Source organism: Epilithonimonas sp. UC225_85 (assembly GCF_042695135.1).
Classification (GTDB): domain Bacteria; phylum Bacteroidota; class Bacteroidia; order Flavobacteriales; family Weeksellaceae; genus Epilithonimonas.
The window spans coordinates 1,925,004-1,947,977 of record NZ_CP170547.1; the positions used below are offsets into that span (position 1 = coordinate 1,925,004).

A 22,974-nucleotide genomic window follows, 5' to 3' on the forward strand; every position below is an offset into this window, starting at 1 on the left:
CTTCAAGTTTAGCCTTTTAATTATTTCTAATCCATCATAAGCAATTCCCAAAAATGAAGAATTTAATATTCATATTTTTAATTTCATTTACGATAAACCTTTCCGCTCAGGGCAACAACTATGTTCAGGATTATACCAAATATCCTGGTTTGGCACTCACACCGCCTATGGGCTGGAATTCCTGGAATAAATTCGCCTGCAATGTAGATGAAAATTTAATTAAAGAAATGGCAGATGCGATGGTCTCTTCCGGAATGAAAGATGCGGGTTACACCTATATCAATATCGATGATTGCTGGCACGGAGATCGGGATGAAAATGGTTTTATACATCCCGACCCAAATCGATTTCCGTCCGGAATGAAAACTTTGGCAGATTATGTACATTCCAAAGGATTGAAAATTGGCATTTATTCCGATGCTGGTTCTCAGACTTGTGGCGGAAGACCAGGAAGTCGCGGATACGAATTTCAAGATGCCAAAACTTACGCAGATTGGGGAATAGATTATGTGAAATACGACTGGTGCAATACAGAAAGCCTAAAAGCAGAAGGTGCATACAAAACTTTTGCTGCAGCACTCAAAAAAGCAGGCCGTCCAATCGTTCTCAGTATTTGCGAATGGGGAGATAATAGACCTTGGGATTGGGGAAAAGATGTAGGTCATCTTTGGAGAACGTCAGGAGATATCTATAACTGTTTTGATTGCGTGAAAGATCACGGAAGCTGGAAGGCCTTTGGAACGATGCAGATTCTTGACAAACAGGAGGGTTTAAGGAAATACGCCGGTCCCGGACATTGGAACGATCCCGATATGCTGGAAATCGGAAATGGTGCCTTATCTCCTAATGAAGACCGTGCACATTTCTCGATGTGGGCAATGCTTGCAGCACCGCTTATTGCAGGAAACGACCTAAGAAATATGAATGATGAAACCAAAAAAGTTCTTACAAATAAAGAAATTATTGCGATTAATCAAGATAAATTGGGCGTTCAGGCTTTGAAGTTTAAAGACGAAGGCGAATTTGAAATTTGGTTCAAACCATTAGAAAACGGAGACTGGGCAGTAGCATTTTTAAACAGAGATAAAACAGCAAAAAACTTCACATTTGACTGGAAATCCAATACATTTACAGACGATGAGGTATCCAAAAAAGTTTTTGATGCCAATTTGCAGAATTACAAAATCATTGACCTTTGGACAAATAAAGAATTAGGAAGCACAAAAAAAGCATTGAAATCAAATGTTCCTTCAAGAGATATTCTGATGTTAAGATTGGTAAAAACAAAATAGTGAACTGAGAAATCCAAATATAATGAAGACCCTCCTGACCATCATATCAATCAATTTAATGTTAATCATAAATGCGCAATACAAACTCTCCGATCCGGAAGCCACCAAAGAAACTGTAAATCTTTACAAAAATCTTGTAAAAACTCAGGGAAATGGCTATTTCGTAGGACACCAGGATGATTTGGCTTATGGCGTTTACTGGAAATATCAGGAGGGGAAAAGTGATGTAAAAGATGTGGTGAAAGATTATCCGGCTGTTTACGGTTGGGAATTGGGCAATCTGGAATTAGGAAAAGATAAAAATCTGGATGGTGTTCCTTTCGATAAAATGAAACAATATATACAGGAAGGATATGAAAGAGGAGGAATTATTACCATTAGCTGGCATACCAATAATCCGATTACAGGGAAAAATGCATGGGATTCTTCTAATCAATCCATAAAAGAAATTTTGCCTGAAGGCAGTAAAAACAAAATTTTAGAAGATTATCTAGATAAGGTGGCTGCTTTTTTAATTGATTTAAAAGGTAAAAACGGCGAACCAATTCCAATTTTGTGGCGGCCATTCCACGAACACACAGGAACTTGGTTTTGGTGGGGTGTTAATTCTGCTTCTGATGAAGAATACAAAGAACTCTTCAGATTTTCTGTTGATTATTTAAGAAGAACAAAAAATATACACAATTTAATTATAGTTTACAATACAAGCGTAGAATATGCTACTCCGGAAGAATTCCTGAAAAGATATCCAGGTGATGATTATGCAGATATTTTTTCATTCGATGCCTATCAAAGAGGTAGAATAGAGGGTGGAGAAAAATTTTCGCAACAATTGGACACTCTTCTTTCAGCGATGAATCTGGCAACAAAAAAGCATCAGAAAATTTCGGCAATTGGTGAGATCGGTTACAATAAAATACCTGACAAAGATTGGTTTACAAAAGTACTAAAGCCGGTTTTTGACAATCATCACTTTTCTTATGTCCTGTTTTGGAGAAATGCCGGTTTTAAACCTGATAATAATGAAGTGGAATATTATCTCCCATTCAAAGGGCATCCGGCAGAAAAAGATTTTATAAAATTCTATAAAAACAAAAAAACATGGTTTGAAAACGATGCCAGAAACATGAAATTGTATCATTAATTTATGCTTCAATTTATCGTTTCACTCGTCAAGCTAAATAACATATAAATGATATTTTATCAAACGGACAAGTTTAAAAACAAAAACCCTATTATGAAATTTTCAAAAATAATTTTACTCTTACATATTTTCATTTTTTCTTTTGGATTCGCACAAAGTCCGGTAAAAGAAATGGGACAGCTTCAGGTTATCGGAACACAGCTTTCTGATCAGAAGGGTATGCCCGTAAGATTAATAGGAACAAGTTTCGGCTGGAACAACTGGCACTCAAGATTCTACACAAAAGGCACTGTGAAATGGTTGAAAAACGATTGGAATGTCAATGTTGTTCGTGCTGCACTAGGAATCGATCCCGAAGGCGCTTATCTCCAAGATCCAGAAAAAAACTACAAAAACATAGAAACTGTTGTAGATGCAGCCATTAAAGAAGGAATCTACGTGATTATCGATTGGCACGCCCATAAGATCCATACCGATGAAGCCTCGGAATTCTTCGATAAAATTTCCAAAAAGTATGGCAAATATCCAAATGTCATTTATGAAATATTCAACGAACCTGAACAACAATCTTGGGGAGAAGTAAAAGAATATGCTGAACAAATGATCAAAACCATCAGAAAAAATGATCCTGATAATTTGATTTTAGTAGGTTGCCCGGAGTGGGATCAGCGGCTCGATCTTGTTCAGAAAGATCCGATTAAAAATGTTTCAAATGTGATGTACACGATGCATTTCTATGCAGGTACTCATAAATCAGAATTACGCGACAGGGCAGATGTCGCTATGGATGCAGGTATTCCTGTTTTTATCTCGGAATCGGCAGGAATGGAAGCAAGCGGAGATGGAAAATTTGATTATTCGGAATGGCAGAAATATTTTGACTGGATGGAGAAACGGAAATTGAGCTGGATCACCTGGTCGATTTCTGACAAAAAGGAAACCTGTTCTATGCTATTGCCAACAGCTTCATCCACTGGAAACTGGAAACAGTCAGATCTGAATGAATCAGGCATTAAAACCAGAGAATATTTAAAACAATTCAACCAAAGGGGCGAATACATTCCGGCATTTGTATGGAAAGGACGTTTAGAGAAAACATCAAATACTACAGCGGAACTTTCAGGACCTGCTTCATCAGTTGAATTCAGTTTTACAGGAAATTCTGTAGACGTTAAAGTAAAAAATATTCCATATCAGAATTATTACAATTATATTTCTGTTGAACTGGATGGAATTTACCTGGGACGTTTCAAAGTTGATAATAATGATTTTAAGTCCTTTACTTTTAAGGCTAAAGATCAATCTAAAAAAATCCACAACATCAAGATCTTTAAAGCTACTGAAGCAGCGATGGGAGAGGTTGTCGTAGATGTTTCCGGAATTCAATCGATTCCTTATCAATCAATCGTCAAAAAGAAAATTGAATTCATCGGAGACTCTATCACTTGCGGATTTGGAAATGATGAAACCGGACTTCCTTGTGGACAAGGACAGTGGTTTGACCAGCATAATGCTTATTTGGCTTATGGGCCTGTAGTTTCGAGAATGTTAGGAACAGATTTTCTGTTGAGTTCCGTTTCAGGTTACGGCATGTACCGGAACTGGAATTCTGAACAGACGGAAGAAAGTATATTGCCGGATGTTTATCCCTATTTATATTTAAGAAAAGACAAACCTGAAAAATTTGAAAATGATTACCAGCCTGATTTGGTAAGCATTTGTCTGGGAACCAATGATTTGTCCGAAGGTGATGGTAAAAAAGAACGTTTGCCTTTCGATAAAGATAAATACACCGGAAATTATATAGAATTTATCCAAAAAATCTATAAGAGATACCCGAACACAAGCATTGCATTACTCAATAGTCCAATGGTTGGAGGTGATAGAAATAAACTTTTTGTAGAATGCCTGCAAGAGATAAAAGATTTTTTTCGAAATGATAATGCGCACAAACCGATCCAAATTTTTGAATTTCCAGAAATGAAGCCAAAGGGATGCGGTTTTCATCCAAGTGCTGAAGATGACAAAAAGATGGCAGAATTGCTTTTGCCTTTTTACAAAAAATTACTTAACAATTAAGACTTCAAAATGAAATCAATCCTTAATCTACTATTCTTTATCATTGCAGAGTTCACTTATGCGAATATTCATCTTCCTGCCATTTTCGCAGATGATATGGTCTTGCAGAGAAACGCCGAAGTAATCATTTGGGGCAACGCCGATCCGAGAGAAGAAATAACCCTAAAAGCAGATTTTCTTGATAAAGAATACAAAGTAAAGGCTTCAAATGATGCTACCTTTAAAATTACTTTTAAAACCCCAAAAGAAGGAGGTCCTTATACTGTTTCTTTAAAAGGTTATAATGAAGTGGTTTTCAAAAATGTAATGCTGGGAGAGGTCTGGCTGATGTCCGGACAATCCAACATGGAAATGAGTGCCGCGTGGGGAATCAAAGACGGTGATGCTGAAATGGTAAAAGCAAATTATCCTAATATCCGGTTGTTTACGACAAGCAAATCTTCAGCAGAATCTCCTCAAAAAGATATCATTGGAAGCTGGAAAATCTGTACTTCCGAAACTGCAAGAAACTTCAGCGCGATTGGTTACTTTTTTGCCCAAAAACTTCAACAAGATCTAGGAGGCATTCCGGTTGGTATTATTTGCTCGGCTTGGGGTGGAAGTTCTGCAGAGATTTGGGTGCCAAAAAACATTTTTGAACAAGACCCTTCGTTGGCAGAAAGTTTTAAGACAATTCAATCTAGCGATAATGAATATTATCCCACTAAAATTTCTGTCGCTTACAATGCAATGATTGCACCTTTCAATGATTTCAAAATTGCAGGAGCTGCCTGGTATCAAGGCGAAACCAATACGGGAAATCCAAAATCTTATGAAAAGCTTTTGACCTCGCTTATCAATTCTTGGAGAGAAGGCAGAGGATATCAATTTCCATTTTATATTATTCAGCTGGCATCTTATAAAGGTTGGGGTGATACAACAGCACAAATCAAAAATATCCAGAGAAAAGTTTCTCAAAATGTGGAAAATTCAGGTTTAGTCGTCATTTCAGATTATTCTATGATTGATGATATCCACCCAAAAGATAAAAAACCTGTAGGCATCAGATTAGCAAATTTAGTACTTGACGACGTTTACAAAAAGGATATTTCAGTAGGATTTCCAACATGGAAATCGGTTGAATTTAAGGGGAAAAAAGCGATTTTAACTTTAGATTTTGCTGATGGATTACATTTTAAAAATAAAACTTCTGACCAGTTTCAAATAGCTGAAAATGATAAAAATTATACAAAAGCAAAAGCTAAGATCGTCGGAAATCAAATTATTGTAGAAGCAAAAGGAATTAAAGAACCTGCTTTTGTGCGATACAACTGGAGCAACGAGGCTATGCCTGATCTATTCAATAAGGCCGGTCTTCCAGCTTCAGTTTACAGCAGTGAAATTATTAAATAAACTTTCAACAATGAAAATCATCCATTTTTTTACAATTACAATAATGAGTTTGACAACTACCATAAACGCACAACAAAAGCTGAATCCCGAAATAGAAAAGAAAATTGACGCCCTGATGTCTAAGATGACTTTGGAAGAAAAAGTGGGGCAGATGAATCAATATAATGGATTCTGGGACGTAACAGGTCCAGCACCTGTAGGCGGAACTGCTGAACAGAAATATGAAAATATCAAAAAAGGATTGGTGGGTTCTATGCTAACTGTTCGTGGTGTTGCAGAAGTGAAAGCCGTCCAAAAAATTGCAGTGGAGCAAACCAGATTGGGAATTCCGTTAATCATTGGATTTGATGTCATTCACGGATATAAAACTTTAAGCCCTATACCTCTGGCGGAAGCAGCAAGCTGGGATATGAAAGCCATAGAAAAATCAGCAGAAACTGCCGCCTCCGAAGCTGCTGCATCCGGCATAAACTGGACTTTTGGTCCTATGATGGATATTTCGAAAGACGCAAGATGGGGTAGAGTTATGGAAGGCGCCGGTGAAGATCCTTATCTTGGAGGAAAAGTGGCCGCAGCAAGAGTAAGAGGTTTTCAGGGCGATAATACATTTAAATCTCCACTCAGAATTGCTGCAACGGCAAAGCATTTTGCCGCTTATGGTTTTGTCGAAAGTGCTTTAGAATATAATGCGGCGGAAATCAGCACCAATACACTTTACAATCAGGTTTTACCGCCGTTTAAATCCGCTGTAGATGCAGGATTACGAAGTGTTATGACCTCTTTTAATACAGTCAACGGAATTCCGGCCTCAGGAGATCAATACCTTTTAAGAGATGTACTGAAAAATAAATGGGGATTTTCAGGATTTGTAATTTCAGATTGGGCTTCCATCAGAGAGATGATTCCTTGGGGATTTTCAAAAGACGAAAATGCAGCCGCAAAATCTGCCGTTGAGGCGGGAACCGATATGGATATGGAAGGCGGCATTTATTTCCCTTATTTAATTGATTTGGTAAAACAAGGAAAAGTAAAACAGGAATATCTGGATGATGCTGTGCGAAGAATTTTAAGAGTCAAATATGAGTTGGGATTATTTGATGATCCTTACCGTTTTCTTAATGAAAAACGTGAAAAGGAAGTTGTTGGAAGTAAAGCTAACAGAGAGGCTGTTCTTGATATTGCAAAAAAATCTATAGTTCTGCTTAAGAATGAAAAGAGCTTACTTCCCCTCAAAAAATCTGGACAAAAAATTGCTGTTTTAGGGTCTTTGGCAGAAAGTAAAAACTCACCCTTGGGAAGTTGGAGAATAGCGGCAGATAACAATACTGCAGTTTCTGTTTTGGAAGGATTACAACAATACAAAGGCAATTCTTTAAATTATGTAAAAGGCCTCGAATTGACTAAAGTTGAGCCGACATTCCTGACTGAGGTTGAATATAATACAACTGACAGAAGTGGTTTTGAAGCAGCAAAAAAGGCAGCCAGAGAAGCTGATGTTGTCGTAATGGTTTTAGGTGAGCATGGATTCAGTTCCGGGGAGGCCAGAAGCAGAACAAATATTGATCTGCCTGGTCTTCAGCAGGAATTTTTAGAGGAAATATACAATGTAAATTCCAACATTGTATTGGTTTTGAATAATGGACGACCTCTTACCATCCCCTGGGCAGCGGAACATATCCCCGCTATTCTGGAAGCTTGGCATCTGGGGACGGAAACCGGCAATGCAGTGGCTCAGGTATTGTATGGGGATTACAACCCAAGTGGAAAACTACCGATGAGTTTTCCAAGAAATGTTGGTCAGATACCAATCTCATATAACCATTACAGCACCGGAAGGTTTACCAATAAAGATAATAACGTGTTCTGGAGCCATTATTCTGATGTGGATAAAACGCCACTCTATCCATTTGGCTTTGGATTGAGCTACACTACTTTTGAATATTCTAATCTGAGAATTAATAAAAAATCTTTTACAAAGGGAGAAAAAATTATTGTAAGTGTTGATTTGAAAAATACAGGTAAAGTAAAAGGTAAGGAAGTGGCGCAGTTATATCTGCATGACGAATTTTCATCTGTAATTAAACCGGTAAAAGAACTTAAAGGTTTTGAACTGGTGGAATTAAAACCAGGCGAAAGTAAAAGCATCAATTTTACGCTTAGTGATTACGAAATGGGATTTTATAATAGTCAGTATGAATTTGTAATTGAACCCGGAACTTTCAAAGTGATGGTTGGAGGAAGTTCGGATACCATATTATCACAGAATATTGAATTATTCTGATAGAATGAAGATGGGATCATAATTAATAACGAAGTATAAATCGTCATATTTTTTATTTATCCCTTGCTTTCAAATCTTCATTGAAAAAAGAGCAGTGACATTAATCGCTGCTTTTTTTATAAAAAATTACAGTATTCATAAAAATTGATCTAAAGGACCTAAATCTTCGAAATAATCATAATCCCTTGATTTGACTGACTGATCACACCATCATTTTCATATTTCTTCATTAGTACTGCTTCCACATTGAAACTCATATAGGTACAAAAGTGAACACCGGAGAAATGAAATGGTAAAATTTAAAATAATCTTCAGCCTGATACTGCTTATTGCGTTATCAGGCTGTTCTTTAAACCAAAAGAAAATGACGAACCTTGAAATTATAAAAAGCACGTACGAAGGAAAAAACTTCGGAAGAAAACGGTAAAAACCTGGCGAAATATATAACAGATGACATCTCGTGGACAGAAGCTAAAGGTTTTCCTTGTGCAGGAACTTATATTGGCTTGGACGAAATAACCAAAAATGTTTTTAGCCGATTGGGAAGCGAATGGATTGATTATAAATTCACTCCGGAAGATTATGTAGCCAGTGATGATAAAGTGGTGGCGTACAGAACTTATACCGAAACTTACAAAATTACAGGAAAGCCATTCTCTGCAAGGGTAGCGCACATCTGGAAATTAAAAGATGGTAAAATTCTCAGCTTTGAGCAGTTTGTGGATAGTCAGCCGGTAAATGATGCAATGGAAAGCAATAACTAGTTGCCAGACAATATAGATAAAAGTAATTAAGATTAGTTTATGTACCTAATTTTATTAAATAATTGATTCTTTTATAAACTTCCAAAATCACTAAACTCAAATTTTTCAGTTTCGAAGTATCAGCAAAGCCCCATTTGAAAAAGTGGGTTTTTCTTTATATAATAGCTATACCAAACCATGTCATTCGTTGACTACATGAATGATATGGTAATGCTGCAAAAATCAAAATATTCCTATGCGATGGAAAATGCCCATCAATCTGTCTGCGATCAAAAGTTGAAAGAATTATCGAAGAATAATTCCTGTTTCCTGTCTTGAAGATTAATAGAGTCTAATAAATATTATGTCAGTTCATAATTTAAAATAACCAAACTCAGGATGAAATGAACGAAATCCTGCTCTGCTTCTTTTCTGTTGATCAGCTTTTTTTTGTAATGAGGAGAGTAGAGTACTTTTATAAGCTTTTGGTATTTGGCAAATTCATCATTTCTGATATATGTATTAAGATTCCCGTCTTTCTTTTTTAAAATCTCATCTTGCAGGCTTCTCACTTTGAATAAAACTTCACAAAGCTTTGCGTTGGATCCTACTTTCGTATTATATCTCTCAACAATATTAATTTTAAATGTGTCGAGTAAAATATTGTTAAAGATGATGTTTGAGTTAGAATCTTGTGTGACAAGTTCGAGTTTATAGTTCACAGATTTTGCTTTCTACAAATGTAATTAAATACTACTATGAAACCTATAATTATAGTAACAAAACATTATATTCTATTAACAAAAAGTTACTGCATAATACATAATACAGACAAACAGTGACTTCCGTAACATGAATGGATTTTATAAACAGGTTTTACAATTATTCTGATGCTGTTTTTTATTTCATTTTTTGATTTTATGATTAATTATATCTATATTTCGTTAACGATTTTACAAAAAGATGAGATTATTTATAAAAATAATATCCATAAGCCTGCTATTTACATTTTCTTCGAAGACATTTGGGCAGTCACAAAAAGAATGTGAAGTCATTATTGATTCCGCAATTCAGAAAATGTTCAGAAAAGAACACACCAAGTCACTGGAAATGCTGATCCGTGTAAAAACCGTTTCCGAACAAAAAAAATGGGATAAAGCAAACTTCCGCGCAACCAACAATATAGGACTGAATTATTACCTGATGACGGACTTCGGCGAAGCTTTGAAATATTATCTGGAAGCTTACGACATTGCAGCCAATATGCCCGATAAAAAACATATAATGACGGTCGTCAATAATATTGCAATTCTTTATTTTCAGGAAAAAAATAATAAAAAAGCCTACGAATATTTCCTAAAAGCCTATCAAACGGCGAAAGAAAACAACCGCAATGATAAAGCCGGCGCTTACGCCGTGAATCTTGGTCTGGTACTGAATAAACTGAATAAAACCAATGAAGCTTATCAATATATCCAGGAAGCAGAAGTTCTGACGAAAGACGATCCGAAAGTCAATATAATGAACAAAATGGCTTTGGCAGAAAATCTTTATTTAAAAAAGAAATATAAAGAATCCGAAACGATTATTGACCATCTGATTCCTAAACTTGAAGCCGATAATCAAACAGAAAATTTGGTTTTCATCCTGCTGATAAAAGCTCAGATCAATGAGAAAAAAGGCGATTATAATCTGGCAAAATCTCTTGCTCTGCAGACCCGAAGACTATCGCCAAATATCAATAATAGGGAGGAAGTGTACAATTATCTTTCTAAAATAAACGCGGCAACCAAAAATTATGATGAATCTTTGAAATATAAAGATTCTGTAATTGTTACCAACGATTCGATTTCGAAAATCAATAATTCTGCATTGTTCAACAATGGAAAAATCAAGTTCGAAATGCAGAATTACCAGTTCGAGCTCAAAGAAAGCCACCAGCGCCTGAAAGATGAAAGGAAGATTTTCTACATTATTATTGGTTCTGCTTTGATCATCATTCTACTGATTCTTCTTTTCCTGTACAACAATTCTATCAAATACAAACAGCAGAAACAGATCACACAGCTGGAATTTGAGAAAAAACAAAGCGATAACCTTATTTTGACCCAACAGCTCAAGGAACAGGAAACCTTGTCTTTGCTGGAAAAAGAACGCCTGAAAAATGAGATTGAACAACAAAACCGCCAATTGACTTCCCAGGCTCTCACAATATCCAGCAGAAATGAAGTGGTGGAAGAGATTATTGAAGCAATTGTCAATCAGCCGGAGATTTCTAACAATCCTAATTTGGTAAAGTCCATCAAGGATTTGAAGATACAGCTGAAAAGCAACAACCAATGGGATAGTTTTTTCAAACATTTTGAAGGTGTGAATCAGAATTTCATCACCACGCTAAAGGAAAGGCATCCGGATCTGAGCTCTTCTGAGGTAAGATTTATCTGTTATGTTTATATGAATCTGAGTCATAAAGAGATTGCCTCTATCCTCAACATCAGCCCGGAATCCTGCAGAAAAAGAAAGGAAAGAATCTCCAAAAAGCTTAATTTGACAGAAGGAATTAATTTATTCGACTATATATCAGCGATTTAAATATATAACGGTCACAAATAAAAATTATTGATGTCACAATATGTCACGCTATTATTGATATGAATATTTTGCTTTTTCATCAATTTTACACAAATAAATTTTTGAATATGAAGAAAATATTGATTCTTTTTTTATTAGCAATCTGTTCGAGCCTTTCGACAAAGTTGACGGCTCAGATGTCATTTATAACCTCTGGAGATTATGGTCAGGTCTTCGATGTAACTTATGATCCAAATAAATCTGACGTGTTATATGCTCACACAGTCACCAACCACATAGTAAAAAGTTCTGACAACGGGCAAAACTGGGAAGTTGTGTATTCCTTTCCATTGGATCTTCACTTTGGGACAATCAAAGAACTGAGATGGACGCAAGACCAAAAATATTTATCCTTTATGATTCAGGCAGAAGGTTCGGTTTATAATCAGGTAATCATTTTTGATCCGGCGACTAAAGCAGTTGTCAAAAGACTGGATTCTCCGAACGGAAATATGCCCGGAAATCTTATAGTTTCTTACTCCGTGACCGGTGATAATTTGGAAAATATTCTCCTGCATACAACGTATATGTACAATTTTGGCCTTGTTACCGAGGTTTTCTACAGCAAAGATGCCGGTAATAACTGGCAGAAAGTTTACACAAGTACCGATAATGATGGCGTTCACGTGAATAATGTCGCCATATCTCCGGCGGATCCGGATAAAATTTTTCTGGCAAGAGGATTTTCTCCCGGAATAAAATACGGCGGATTATTTGTTTCCGAAGATTCCGGAAATACCTGGACAGAAAAAATTGAAGGAAATAATTACTCAGCAATCACTTTTGATCCGGTCGATCCTCAAAAAATGTTTTTAGGAACTTTTTATCTTGCTGAAAATCAAACAGAGAATCTTTACAGATCAAACGACGGCGGAAACACCTGGAACACTGTTCCTATCAACTGGACAGATCTTTCTATCAACAGCATTCAAAAAATCATTATCAACCCAAAAAATACCAATGAAGTGATGGTTTTGGAAGAAAATGAAATTGTCATCTCAAAAGATGGCGGCAACAGCTGGACAAATTATGTTTATCCGGACAATGATCTTGAAAATAAATATTATTACGGGCTGAATGCTTCCTATAATCCTTCAAACAGTGCCGAAGTGATTATCAGTTCCAATTATTATCCTTTCAGATCTTTGGATGGCGGCACTACTTTGGCAAGATTTAAAAATCCTTTTGGCAATAATACTGAAAAAGTGAGTTTCCATAAGAATACGGAAAAGCATCTGTATTACGGTCTTAGAAGAGGATTCATTCATAAAGATTTCCAAAACGGCCAGACAACAGCAATTGGACTTCAACCTATTAATTTCTTCCCGAACTACTCAAACAACGGACTTTTCGCAGATCCTTTGGTGGCTGGAAGAGTTTACATAAGCAACAGTGGTTTTAACGGATTTACCTTTGCTGTAAGTACAAACCACGGTGTTAATTATTCTATTGGATACAGTGATTACGGACTTAATATTATGAAAATAGAAACGTCCAAACAGAACACAAACCATTCCTGGGTATCTTTCAGTGAGTCTGTGAGGAAATTCGATTTCAGTAATATGAGTTCCATTACGAGTGAAGAGGTGATACTCCCTTCTTTCGGGGTCGTATTTGGAATCAGTATAGATGATGTTAATGAAAATAATGTGCTTCTTTCCCAGAACAACGAGGTTTACAGAACAACAGATGGCGGACAAAACTGGACACCTTCCGAAAGTGGATTGGAAATTTTGGAACAAGACGCAGATTATATTTATGATATTACAAAAAATCCTTTTAATAAAAGCCAAATGCTCCTGTCAACAACCAAAGGAATTTTTATTTCCAATGATGGAGGTGTAAAATGGACTCAGATATATAATGGCAATGTGATCAATAAAGCAGAATTTTCTCCCAACAAAAATGGAGTCATCGTAGCAACCTCAAATTATATGGATGGAAGCGGAGATGGATACGCATATCCGCCTTCACAGGTGAGAATTATTTATTCTAAAGATTTTGGACAAAGCTGGAGCGAGGTTTCTCCGTCTGGATTAGGTTATCTGTTTTCAGAATCTGCAGCGATTGACTTTATTGAAAATGATAAAGCGGACATTTATTTTAGTACATCAGATTTGGGGTTGGTAAAATATCAAATCAGTCTGGAAACTTTGTCAAGCAATTCCAATAATATGTCAAAATCTGATATCATTGTCTATCCGAATCCGACATCAGATTACATTAACATCTCAAGTGATCAGGTCAAGGAAATTACTGTTTTAGATTTTACAGGCAAAATACTTTTTAAATCAGCTTCCAAAAAAGTAAATCTTTTTAATCTTCCTAGCGGCGTTTATGTTTTGAAAGCAACTTTAAATAACGGAAAATCGATATCCAAAAAGATTATCAAAAATTAAAATTAGTTAAAGATTCTGATAACATTATTGAAAAAGAGAGCAAATAAAGTTTTTGCTCTCTTTTGTTTATATCGTCGAAATTAATATCTGGTAAAGCAATATTTTTTAGTTCTGTAAGATTTTAAAGATGTCAAAAGTTTTTATCATCTATCGCTATGTATCTTTCTTCGGAGTAATAAGTTTTTCACCAAATTGAATTAGAACAAATGCAATTATAAAGAATGCAAAAGTAAATTTATGTTGTAATAATACTAAGAATAACATCAGAATAAACTCTTTATTAAACAAACCGATAAACAGCGGAATATTTATTAACGCTAAAATAGAAACAAGACCATAGATTTTTATATTAAACCTACGCTGTTGTTTCGCTTCAATCTTACGAACAATGTTCGTTGAAAATCCCAATGAAAAACTGTCAACACTTTCTTTCTCAAGATTGCTGTCCAGGAAATCATAAATTTCCGAATCAGGTTGTGAAATGTCCTGATTATTTTTATTTTCTTTTTGATTTTCGATGATTCTTTTTCTATGGGTATCCATCTTTCTGTAATTTTTCTTTTAATAATTTTCTGGCCCGCAGAAGATATACTTTTATCGTTCCTTCGGGGAATTTTGTGATCTTCTGAATTTCCAAGATAGTCAGTTCATCTAAATGATACAGCGTGATCACCGTTCTGTATTGTAATGGAAGCTCACGAATTAATTTGTTTAAATAGTCATCAAATTCTTTCCCGATCAGCTTAGATTCCGGTGTTTCCGAAGAAAACTGAAAATCAACATTGTCATCCAAATTGTCATATTTCTTTTTGACTTCCTTTTTCAGGTAATTGATGGCAATATTATAGGTGATCTTGGCGATCCAGGTTGATAATTTAGATTTTTTCTTGAATGATTTCAGGTTCTCAAAAACTTTGATAAAAACTTCCTGACCGACATCTTCGATATCTTCATCACTGGTCAGCATCCTGTTCAGAATAGAGTAGACCAGGTTCTGATACTGTTTTACAACGATCTGAAAAGTATTCAGGTTGCCTTTTAAAATATCAGAAATGACTTTCTCTTCATCGAACATATTCTATTAGACACTGTTTTTTAATTTCGGTTACAATTTTCTAATGTATTCAAAATTTTGTAACCTAAAATGTATTTATTTGTCTATTGGTTTAAAATCATCTACAATGAAACATCTTGCACCCTTTATAGTAATGATCGCAATATTGATTGCAATCTCCGTCGTAATAGTAGTTTTGACAAATTATGACCTAAAAAAGAAGATACTTAATAAAGAAAATATTGATGATAAAATGTTTCTCATCCTCAATAATCTGACAGGATTCGGACCGGAAATGCTGAAGTGGGGAATTATATTACTCTTTGGCGGAATCGGGCTGATAGTGTTGGAATTTCTTCCGTACAATGAAGATTCGCCGCTTCCTTACGGAGTGATGACAGTCTTTGTATCAATCGGCTTTCTTAGCTATTATTTCCTTATCAAAAATCAGAAGAAATAGTTTCCCTTCTCTAAATAATTAACAATAATATTTTCCTTTTTTAAGAGCAAAAAACTTGTTCTCAGGATTCGTATGTCCTCATTTCAAAATAATAATTATGAAAACTAAAATAATTTCAGCAGTATCATTTTTCCTTTTAATGATTAATGTAATGGCTCAGGAAAAAGTGAAAGATTCTCTTGTATCCAAGCAGGAAACTTCTATTCGGGAAGTGGTCATCAATGCGAAAAAAACCTTGATCAAAACAAAAATCGACGGGTTGGTTTACAATGTTCAGTCGGATCCGGAAAGCAAGTCTAAAAACCTTCTGGAAATGATGAAAAAAATGCCTTATTTGTCGTTGGATAACAATGAAAATATCCTTTTTAAGGGTAATACCAATTTTAAAATTTTGATCAATGGAAAAGAAACGCAATTACTTACCAATAATCCGAAAGAGGTTTTGAAAAGCATCCCGGCAAGTACCATTCAGAATATTGAGATTATCACCAATCCATCATCAAAATATGATGCTGAAGGTGCATCGGGCATCATCAACATTATTACCACGAAGAAAATGAAGGATGGCTACAACGCTTCTGTAAATCTTGGGTCCAGGTTTCCAAAGGAGGAGCAAAATGCAGGTTTTTCTGTGAATATTCAGCAGAAGAAACTGGGCATTTCGTCTTATGGCGGTGGTTATTTCAAAAACAATCGGGAGATTAGTTATCAGAATTCTCAACAAACCTTATCAAATCATCTGATTCAGAATGGAAAAACTTCGGGCAAAGGAAACGGCGGCTATTTCAACGTCAATGCCAGCTACGAAATAGACAGCCTGAATCTTCTAAATATTGAGTTAGGTTCCAATTTTGCCAACAATAGATCCAAAGATTTTCTCAGCTCTGATTTTTTTCAACAAAATAATTTGACAGAAAATAATAATTCAAATAATCATTCTGAGAGCCAGGGAAAAGGCTTCGAGGCGTCTGCAAATTATCAGATTGGTTTTAAAAATGATAAAAGCCAGTTGTTGACCTTTTCTTACAGATTCAACAATTACGATTACAATATTAACAGCACGACCGACCTTCAGAACAATGTTAACAATTCTGCCAGCAATATTGACCAGAATAATTACAATCAAAATAGCGAAAACACGCTCCAGATCGATTTTATAAAAAATATCAAAAAAGTCTATCTGGAAACAGGTCTGAAAGCGATATTCAGAAAAAATAGCAGTCAGTATGTATCGATTCCGGAAAACTTTTCAAACTCTGATGAGTTTTCAAACAGACAGAATATTTTCGGGGCCTATTTTACAACAAAATTCAGCTTGTTCGAATGGAATTTCCAGACGGGTTTCAGATTGGAGCGAACGGATACCAGTGTCAATTTCACTTCGACAAATACAGCAGTTAATCAGGATTATTTTAATCTGATTCCGAATATTTCCTTTGGTAAGAATTGGAAAGAACACCACAGCATCAATTTCGGATTTTCTCAGCGGATCAAAAGACCAGGGATTATCCGCCTGAATCCATTCGTTAATCGATCAAATCCTTATTTTCAAATCAGCGGGAATCCTTATCTAAAACCTGTCATTAACAATGATCTGATGGCAAATTATTCCTACAATCATAAAGTAAATCTGAACCTTGGATTAGGCTATTCCTTTTCAAATAAAATTGATCTCAAAGTCTCGACTTATGATCCTGCGACCAATATTACGAAAACGACTTTTGAAAACTCTAGCCGTGCAAGCAGACTCGGTCTGGATTATAGCCTGAATTATCCGGTCACTAAAAAACTGACTTTAAGCATCAACGGAAATTCTGCTTTTTTCTTTATTAATGGTAAAGTCAATGATGTTGAAGCCGAAAATAATCTTTTTACCTATTATGTTTATTTATCAGCCAATTATCAGTTTGGGAATAACTGGAATATCAATTCAAGTGTTGAGGTGAACAGTAAAATGCCTGCCGGCCTTCAAAACACGACCAATGCTTTTACAGGTTCTTCTTTTAGTATCAGCAAAAGTATTCTTGATAATCAGCTTTCTTTTTCAGCGTATATAAACAATCCTTTTACTAAATTCAGGAAAGCCATTACAGAGACTCTGGGAACAGATTTCTACCAGAATAATTACGTGAGAGATTATTACAGATCATTCGGTTTTAATATCACTTACAAATTCGGAAAGCTTAAGGACGAAGTAAAAAGCACAAGAAGAAAAATTCAGAATAATGATCTTGCTAATTAGTATCGATAAAACTTTTTCTATCGTTATTCTGCTGTTGTGAAGGTTTATCCGGAATTATGGGTTACTTTTTGAACCTCTAATTTCTACAGCCTATTCAATTATTTGCGACTCCATTTTGATTTATTTCTGTAAAATAAAATATTTCGGTTAAATTTGATTTAAAAACATAAGATGATTACGATATAACCATTATATTTGCGATCCAAATTAAAATTTTATACCCATTTAACCTATGAAAGAACTTATCGAAAAAATCAATGCAGAGTTTGAAACATTTTCAACTGAAGCAAACCAACAATCAGAAAAAGGGAACAAAGCTGCAGGAACAAGAGCAAGAAAATCTGCTCTGGAATTGAGCAAACTGTTCAAAGACTTCAGAAAAGTCTCTGTTGAGGAATCAAAAAAATAAGCCTATCACAACAAAATCCCCGCTTAATAGGCGGGGATTTTAATTTATTAGGAAAGACCGTTAATTATTATTAAAGAATTTATTTTGATATTTGAGTCTTTAAGCGTTGATATTATTTGATATTCCCTTAAACTCGTGGCAGGAATCTTTGATTTTTTTGAGTTGTTCGGAAACTACTTCGGAACTTTCTGGATCTAGATCATTGCTGTCCAAAGCTTCCTGATACGCCTGTATCGCAGCATTCTCTCCGAAAATAACATTTTGTAAAGTTGACTCTTCCAGATGACCTACAACAAATGAATTTTTAATATCAATCCACGCTCTGTGCAGACTTCCGGACAATGATGCCGAATCATTAGCATCTCCACCGCGTGCAGTGATCAGATTGATAATCTCGTTTTTCATGATTTTACTCTGACTGGTGATATGTTCGTATTGATCCTGAAGTTTATGGTTCTTTTCCCATACTTTGCCTTCAACTTTTTCAAAACCTTCCAACCGGTCGTTGATGATATGAAGAAGGTCATTTAAAACTGATATTGTCTTTGAATTTTCCATTATATTTTGATTTATTTAAATTGAATTAACAATTTTGATGCCCAATATTTTTACGATTGCTTATTTATCTTTGTGATCCCTATAGTATAATTTTTCGAGACTTATACCTATAGTAAGAATGTATACCGATGATATAGGTTTGAAATAAATTACAATCATTTCTTAATAAGATATTCCCTTCAATGGCATAATTTTTTATTATCATTTTTTAATTCCTAAAAAGACACTCATCAAAGTATTTTTTATACAGAATACTACAAACGAAATTATAGCAGTGTCAAGAATAATATATTATTTGTAAAAAATTAGATTTTAAATAACCATTTAGAGAAAAAGTTATTTATATATAAGATGTAAAACCTATAACTAAATAAAGTATTATGAATGATTTGGAATTGAAAGATAAAACTGTTCTGATATCGGGAGCGGACAGCGGTATAGGAAAAGCTGCAGCATTACTTTTGGCAGAAAAAGGTGCTGATATTGCCATTATCTATCACCAAGATACCAAAGGTGCGGAGAAAATGCGTCAGGAAATCAAACAGCTCGGAAGAAAAGCGATCATTTTCGGCGGCGATATAAATGACTCAAAGTTTTGTGAAGATACTGTTAAGAAAACCATTGCAGAATTTGGGAAAATAGATATTTTGATTAATAATGCAGGAACTCAGTTTCCCTGTGATAATATTGAGGATCTTAAAGAAGAGAACATCCGAAATACCTTCGATTCTAATATCATAGGAATGATTTTATTGACCAAAGCAGCTTTTCCATACCTTAAACAGGGTTGCAGTATCATCAATACGACTTCTGCCACTGCTTATCAGGGACACGGGGAATTATTGGATTATTCTGCAACCAAAGGTGCCATTGTTTCTTTTACCAGATCGCTGGCCCTGCAGGCAAAACCAAAAGGCATACGTGTCAATGCAGTTGCTCCTGGTCCGGTTGCAACACCACTTACCGAAAAAACTTTTGGCGAAGATGAGGAGGACCTCAACAAACCGCCGCTGGAACGCAGTGCAACTTCGGAAGAAATAGCACCCAGTTTTTTATTTTTGGCTACAGACGCTTCTGCACAGATGACAGGTCAGGTTCTCCACCCAAATGGCGGATTGATTGTAAACGGATAAAATTTCACAGACATGAATTGCATGCGTTGACGATGCCAATTACAGTAATTTCAGTACACCTGAAACTTGAAAAAATTGGCTCGATTGCGCGGAGTCGATATGATATCAATTATAAAACTTTTACAATTCTGCTGGCTGCAGTATCACAGAAATCAAGACCGGAATAATCCGGATTGAGTCCGCCAATAAAAGGAACCGCCATTATGAATAGATTGTTGACAGTCTGTCCATATTTGTCAAGCGACTGGAAATAATCGTTGATTTCCAGTCCGTGAACTTTAAGGTAATAGTTGTCATTTTGACCTTTGATCACAGGATCCTTCTCTGTTTTAGATAATATTTCTGCTGTCGTATTGCTTTTGAAATTAAGATATGCTGGACTCACCAATTCTTCTGATCTCAGTCCTTCAAACGGCAGATCATTCATTTCCAGTGGCTGTTGACCGATGGCATCTACAAATAATTTATAATGTTTTTGATGTTTCTCATTTTCCACAGATTGGTAATGATAGATTCCTCCTGATTCCGAATGGGGTTCTACAAAACTGTCCTTATTAACCTGAATAAGATCAATAATACCTGCATCATACAAGGCAATAATCTCTTTATATGAAGACTGAGGCAATGAGGCAATGATAATTGAAATAAGAGGGAGAAGCGTTTTTCTGAGGCGTAGCATATCCTCGGCTGAAAAATGCTTGGCCGGATAATTCATTGCATAGCTGAACGCCGATAAAGTCTCTTTCCAACTGATAGATTGATGCCTTTTGATGGATTTTTCTGCTTCGCTGTATTCTGCCTTGAAAAGCTGAAAAGTATCCAGCTCTTTTCTGATACTCATCATTTTGTCAACAAAATCTTCGATGCCAAGGTGTTCGATCTGACTGTGGAATTCCGGGTCTTTCTTTTTAAGCGGCAACTTAAAATTAATATCAAAAACATGGTCCAGATCCACAAACCCGTTGTGGCTTTCTTTATACTCATAAATCTCTTCCAGAGACATCATCCAATCGTTAGAATAGGCTGCGTCGTCCGAATGAAACCTCAAAGCAGGCAAAAAACCTCCGGTTGAAAATAGATCGATTCGAAAATTTTCTGAATCACTGTTAAGAAAATATTTTAGCTGACCATCCTTCTGTGTTTCAAATTTTCCATTGAGTCTTGATATTGTTTTTACTGCATCTACAGCCGTAAGAGAGGTTCCTCTGATCGCAATTGGGAAGTTTGTATTTGTCTTGAATTTTGAAGGGGGATAGGGCGAGTCAAACCAGCCGGCAACAGTTTCTTCGTGTTTTTTTGGCCAGTGATGGCCGGTGCAGATCACCACGAAGTCTGTGATATAGTCTTTCTTAAGGTCGGTAATAATTTTAAACTGATGATTTTCTGTTATTGATATTATGTCGCGGACAGGGCAATTTTTCCTGCAGATTACTTTTATACCATTCTCTTTTGCCATTTTGATATATTGATCAAACTGATATTCCAGGTAATTTCCTAAGAGAAGTCTGGGTATAACCTGATAGATATTAAATTTTCCATTTACCGAAAAATCCGGAAACTCATTTGTAGGATTGCGTTCCAGATAATCTTCAAAGCTGCATGAAAATTTTGGAAGCTCGTTGGCAGAAACATTTGCTACATGCTCATAGCCGGCTCCGCATTTTCCGTAAGGCATTCCTACACCCAATCTGTCGTTTTTTTCAAATATTAAGATTGTATCAGGTTTTAATTGCTGATCTACAATATTTTTCATCATCAGAAGAGCAGATGGTCCGCCTCCTATTAGCGCAATGGTTCTTGAGTCAATATTTTCCATATAAATATAATGGTGGATCGAAATTCAAATTGCATACCTATTTTAATCTTAAGCAGAAATTTATTTAAATTAGTTTGCTCAGCTCATCTGTCAAAAGTCTCACTTGCAATGGTCTTAGCTTTTTGTCAATTTCCAGGCGATTGTGAAAACCTGTCTTTACGATGACCATTTTTCTTTCCGGGATCATAATAATGAACTGACCAAGGAAACCATAGAAAAAGCGATAACTCATTCCGCTGTCTTCATCCGCCCAAATCATATAACAAAAAGCATCATTTTCTTTTGTAGGTGTAAGCATTCTTTTGCAATAGTCCTCATTTATGATCTGTTTACCGTTCCAGTTACCATTCTGCATAATCAGCTGACCAATCTTTGCAAAGTCTCTTGCAGTCCCATGAATACAGCAAAATGCCTTTTCGGTGCCTTTTTCATCAATACTCCATTTAGCAGGGTTTTCCATTCCCAAAGGTTCCCAGATTTTTTCGGAAAGGTATGCAGCCAAATCTTTTCCTGTTACTTTTTTCAATGTAAGTCCTAATAATTGTGCGGCGGCACTTTGATATTCGTATTTTTTGCCTGGCATCTCTTTTATTTTAACGTTAAGAGCCTGTTCTGCAAGATCATCAATAAAATACTGTTTAGAGTTGGGAGCGAAGGGATGATGGTATTCTTCCTTCCAATCAAGACCAGCCTGCATTGTCAGAAGATGTCGGAATGTGAGAAATTTTCCAAACCTGCAATTATCATATTGAGGAAATAAAGTAGATATGAGCTGATCTTCTGATTTTAAATAACCATCATCAATTGCACAGCCTGTTAAGATAGAAAGGACACCTTTTGCCATTGAAAAAGAATTAAGAGGTGAAGCAGAGGTGTGATCCTTCCAATATTGTTCTAAAAGTAATTTGTTATCTTGAATGACAACCAATGATGATGCCCGTGTTTTCTTCAGATCTTTCAGCAGACGTTCTGACAGCAGAATATTATTGTAGTCATTATGCTTGATCCAAGGCTTGGGATTTTTATTTGGAATGGGACGAGATGGAAATTTTTCTCCGTCGTCGGTAGAAGGTGTCAGTGATCCTTTTTTTAAATTGATTCCTATCGCTTTGAATATGTAACCATATCCTGAAAGATAAATTAAGGCAACAGTTGCTGAGATTCCTGCGACAAAGAGTTTCCATTTTTTAGTCATATTACTCGTCTGATTACAAATATTTTTATGATATCTGTATTTATAATGATTTAAACAAAATATTCATTAGCTGATGTAATTTTCTGAAAATTCCGTTGAAATGTTTATTCAAAGCTTATGCCGTCCACGATCTGTGGATTTTTTGG

Annotated in this window: 19 protein-coding genes; 13 read left to right on the plus strand and 6 right to left on the minus strand. The window is 35.6% G+C overall.

Features of this window, described 5'->3' with window-relative positions:
• The first annotated feature begins 53 nt into the window (after window positions 1-53).
• From ACFJGY_RS08960 to ACFJGY_RS08990, 7 genes are all read left to right on the plus strand, one after another.
• Complete coding sequence (locus ACFJGY_RS08960) at window positions 54-1,292, plus strand: glycoside hydrolase family 27 protein (protein ID WP_379963052.1); 1,239 nt, start codon at window positions 54-56, stop codon at window positions 1,290-1,292.
• Between the two features lie 22 nt (window positions 1,293-1,314).
• Window positions 1,315-2,436, plus strand: coding sequence for a glycoside hydrolase family 26 protein (locus ACFJGY_RS08965; protein ID WP_379963054.1), 1,122 nt, complete (start codon window positions 1,315-1,317; stop codon window positions 2,434-2,436).
• A gap of 93 nt (window positions 2,437-2,529) precedes the next feature.
• Entirely contained in the window at window positions 2,530-4,515 is a 1,986-nt protein-coding gene (locus ACFJGY_RS08970) for a cellulase family glycosylhydrolase (protein ID WP_379963056.1), read from the plus strand.
• Between the two features lie 9 nt (window positions 4,516-4,524).
• Window positions 4,525-5,907 carry a sialate O-acetylesterase gene (locus tag ACFJGY_RS08975; protein WP_379963058.1) on the plus strand — a complete coding sequence of 461 codons (1,383 nt, stop codon included), beginning with the start codon at window positions 4,525-4,527 and terminating at the stop codon, window positions 5,905-5,907.
• 10 nt (window positions 5,908-5,917) lie between these two features.
• The gene (gene bglX, locus ACFJGY_RS08980) at window positions 5,918-8,188 is read left to right on the plus strand and encodes a beta-glucosidase BglX (RefSeq protein WP_379963060.1); all 2,271 of its coding nucleotides are present in this window, start codon (window positions 5,918-5,920) and stop codon (window positions 8,186-8,188) included.
• Between the two features lie 455 nt (window positions 8,189-8,643).
• Window positions 8,644-8,952 (plus strand): nuclear transport factor 2 family protein, encoded by a 309-nt coding sequence (locus ACFJGY_RS08985; protein WP_379970149.1) that lies wholly within the window; start codon window positions 8,644-8,646, stop codon window positions 8,950-8,952.
• A gap of 177 nt (window positions 8,953-9,129) precedes the next feature.
• A complete protein-coding gene (locus ACFJGY_RS08990) occupies window positions 9,130-9,270 on the plus strand; it encodes an HAD hydrolase family protein (RefSeq protein ID WP_379963062.1) in 141 nt (46 codons plus the stop codon).
• Window positions 9,271-9,293: 23 nt separating this feature from the next.
• Here the strand turns inward: ACFJGY_RS08990 and ACFJGY_RS08995 are convergent, their stop codons facing one another.
• Entirely contained in the window at window positions 9,294-9,653 is a 360-nt protein-coding gene (locus tag ACFJGY_RS08995; RefSeq protein ID WP_379963064.1) for a prevent-host-death protein, read from the minus strand.
• A 241-nt stretch (window positions 9,654-9,894) separates the two neighbouring features.
• Between ACFJGY_RS08995 and ACFJGY_RS09000 the strand changes: the two genes are divergently transcribed.
• Both ACFJGY_RS09000 and ACFJGY_RS09005 read left to right on the plus strand, forming a co-directional pair.
• A complete protein-coding gene (locus ACFJGY_RS09000) occupies window positions 9,895-11,523 on the plus strand; it encodes a hypothetical protein (RefSeq protein ID WP_379963066.1) in 1,629 nt (542 codons plus the stop codon).
• A gap of 107 nt (window positions 11,524-11,630) precedes the next feature.
• Window positions 11,631-13,961 carry a T9SS type A sorting domain-containing protein gene (locus ACFJGY_RS09005; RefSeq protein ID WP_379963068.1) on the plus strand — a complete coding sequence of 777 codons (2,331 nt, stop codon included), beginning with the start codon at window positions 11,631-11,633 and terminating at the stop codon, window positions 13,959-13,961.
• A 153-nt stretch (window positions 13,962-14,114) separates the two neighbouring features.
• Here the strand turns inward: ACFJGY_RS09005 and ACFJGY_RS09010 are convergent, their stop codons facing one another.
• Window positions 14,115-14,504 (minus strand): hypothetical protein, encoded by a 390-nt coding sequence (locus ACFJGY_RS09010; protein ID WP_379963070.1) that lies wholly within the window; start codon window positions 14,502-14,504, stop codon window positions 14,115-14,117.
• Window positions 14,491-15,036: an RNA polymerase sigma factor gene (locus tag ACFJGY_RS09015; RefSeq protein ID WP_379963072.1), complete on the minus strand. Its 546-nt coding sequence runs from the start codon at window positions 15,034-15,036 to the stop codon at window positions 14,491-14,493. Before ACFJGY_RS09015 ends, ACFJGY_RS09010 begins: the two co-directional genes overlap by 14 nt.
• A 106-nt stretch (window positions 15,037-15,142) precedes the next feature.
• Between ACFJGY_RS09015 and ACFJGY_RS09020 the strand changes: the two genes are divergently transcribed.
• The 3 genes from ACFJGY_RS09020 to ACFJGY_RS09030 all read left to right on the plus strand — a co-directional run bounded on the left by ACFJGY_RS09020 (window position 15,143) and on the right by ACFJGY_RS09030 (window position 18,126).
• A complete protein-coding gene (locus ACFJGY_RS09020; RefSeq protein WP_379963074.1) occupies window positions 15,143-15,475 on the plus strand; it encodes a hypothetical protein in 333 nt (110 codons plus the stop codon).
• 97 nt (window positions 15,476-15,572) lie between these two features.
• A complete protein-coding gene (locus ACFJGY_RS09025) occupies window positions 15,573-17,717 on the plus strand; it encodes an outer membrane beta-barrel protein (RefSeq protein WP_379963076.1) in 2,145 nt (714 codons plus the stop codon).
• A gap of 232 nt (window positions 17,718-17,949) precedes the next feature.
• Window positions 17,950-18,126 carry a histone H1 gene (locus ACFJGY_RS09030; protein WP_379963078.1) on the plus strand — a complete coding sequence of 59 codons (177 nt, stop codon included), beginning with the start codon at window positions 17,950-17,952 and terminating at the stop codon, window positions 18,124-18,126.
• A 99-nt stretch (window positions 18,127-18,225) separates the two neighbouring features.
• Here the strand turns inward: ACFJGY_RS09030 and ACFJGY_RS09035 are convergent, their stop codons facing one another.
• Window positions 18,226-18,684 (minus strand): PA2169 family four-helix-bundle protein, encoded by a 459-nt coding sequence (locus ACFJGY_RS09035; protein WP_379963080.1) that lies wholly within the window; start codon window positions 18,682-18,684, stop codon window positions 18,226-18,228.
• A 380-nt stretch (window positions 18,685-19,064) separates the two neighbouring features.
• On the opposite strand from ACFJGY_RS09035, the gene ACFJGY_RS09040 reads away from it, so the two are divergent.
• On the plus strand, window positions 19,065-19,817 hold the full coding sequence (locus tag ACFJGY_RS09040) for an SDR family oxidoreductase (RefSeq protein ID WP_379963082.1): 753 nt from the start codon (window positions 19,065-19,067) through the stop codon (window positions 19,815-19,817).
• 109 nt (window positions 19,818-19,926) lie between these two features.
• On the opposite strand, the gene ACFJGY_RS09045 is transcribed toward ACFJGY_RS09040, so the two are convergent.
• Window positions 19,927-21,633 (minus strand): FAD/NAD(P)-binding protein, encoded by a 1,707-nt coding sequence (locus tag ACFJGY_RS09045; protein WP_379963084.1) that lies wholly within the window; start codon window positions 21,631-21,633, stop codon window positions 19,927-19,929.
• A gap of 64 nt (window positions 21,634-21,697) precedes the next feature.
• Window positions 21,698-22,828: a serine hydrolase domain-containing protein gene (locus ACFJGY_RS09050; RefSeq protein ID WP_379963086.1), complete on the minus strand. Its 1,131-nt coding sequence runs from the start codon at window positions 22,826-22,828 to the stop codon at window positions 21,698-21,700.
• Window positions 22,829-22,974: the final 146 nt, after the last annotated feature.